This is a genomic window from Pseudomonas sp. AAC, from assembly GCF_000725445.1.
Classification (GTDB): domain Bacteria; phylum Pseudomonadota; class Gammaproteobacteria; order Pseudomonadales; family Pseudomonadaceae; genus Pseudomonas; species Pseudomonas citronellolis.
This window is the reverse complement of sequence record NZ_KL647112.1, coordinates 1-1428: the sequence shown is the minus strand read 5'-3', so window position 1 is coordinate 1428 and position 1428 is coordinate 1. Positions and strand designations below refer to the sequence as shown.

The following is a 1428-nucleotide window of genomic DNA, read 5'->3' as shown; positions in this document are numbered from 1 at the left end:
TAATGCCAGTCAGTTAAGCTGACTGGCATTTTCATTTTCGTGTCGAATATTTTGCTGGTCGCTGCTTCACCGTTCTCGGGAACCAGCGATCAGGTCGCCGATGAGGTAGGACATACTGCGCCGCTGAGGCCTGCAAATCTGCCAGAAATCCTGGCAAGTTACCGGGATGGTTCAGCGACGTGCCATGCAGCAAGCCCAGGATTGCCCAACTGCAGGCGGTAAAACTCATTTCGCATGGGTATACCCCCGGGCACTGCCTCGACATCTGTACCATCTGATAACGTAACAGGTTGTAGCCCAGCAGCACGCCCCACAGTTCTTGCGCAATCATCTCCGGAGTCTTGCTTCTCAGGGTGTATTCGCCGCCCAAAAGTCCTTGCTTGATCTCCCGATAGCCCAGTTCGATTTCCCAGCGCTGACTGTAAAGATCGACGATCTCATCGCCAGGGAAACGCAGCGGATCGGTCATTGAGGTCAAGACGCTCACCACCTTTCCTTTGATCGTTTTGCTCAGCAACCTCGCTCGAATTTCCAACGGCAAGTCTGGCCATTGTTTGCGAGCCTGAGGCGATGTACGCAGAACGACCTGGGCATCATTGCGCCCAAGCTTGTGCTCTACCTCATACTGAGTGCCCTTTTTCAAAGGGATCAGCCAGTGTCGATGCTCGCCGTGCGATTGCCAGTGATGCAGCAAGCCCAACGAGTAGAAACCTTTGTCGAACAGGGTCAACGAATGATTCGGCGTGGTGGCGATCAGCTGTTCTGCCAGCTTCATTTCGCTACTGTGATAGCCCTCGAAAGTGCTGCTTATCAGTAGATGGCTGGTCAGCTCCATCTGACAGACCATCCGAACTTGAGGAAAGCTGCCGTCACCATGCTGGTTGGTCGCGCTGCCGTAGCACGCACGATTTTCTGCGGTATCAGGCGTATTCCAGACAACGCCGTCCACGCCAAGCAGCGTCAATCCCAACCACTGCGGATGTTTGGTTTCTTCGTGCCATCGCTGCTGGGTCAGCGTAAAGACTTCGCGTACAGCTTCGCTACCCAGCCGCTGCCGCCCTTGCACAACAGCGCTGGGCGCCACCAGCGGCCGCTTGCCCGGTAGCATGATGTCCATGTGGTTCACGACATCCCAAGCCGACATCCGGCGGAACAACGCCATGCCGATGATGCACCACACCAGGCTTTCAAGCGGAAGACGACGCTTGCGAATGGTCGAGACACCTGCAGTCTCGAAAGCCTGTTTCACGATGTCTGGATCGAGCAAAGCTCCCAGCCCCTCCAGCGCATGAGGCCGCGATGCCATTTCGTGAGTGAGGGACAGGGCTTGTGACAGGCGCATAAAAAATCCGATGCTCGTTTCCAAGCATCGGATTTTGCGGCCTGCAGACTAAAGGTCAATGTGTCAGCCTTAACTGACTGGCATTA

General features: G+C 55.3%; 1 protein-coding gene. It reads right to left on the bottom strand.

What is annotated here, in order from left to right:
• Nucleotides 1–31 precede the first annotated feature (31 nt).
• Nucleotides 32–1342 (bottom strand): IS4 family transposase, encoded by a 1311-nt coding sequence (locus FG99_RS30675; RefSeq protein WP_043268243.1) that lies wholly within the window; start codon nt 1340–1342, stop codon nt 32–34.
• Nucleotides 1343–1428 lie beyond the last annotated feature (86 nt).

Bases quoted from the DNA above. Each gene is read 5' to 3' on its own strand.
- FG99_RS30675 (WP_043268243.1), bottom strand. From the start codon at position 1,342: ATGCGCCTGTCACAAGCCCTGTCCCTCACTCACGAAATGGCATCGCGG.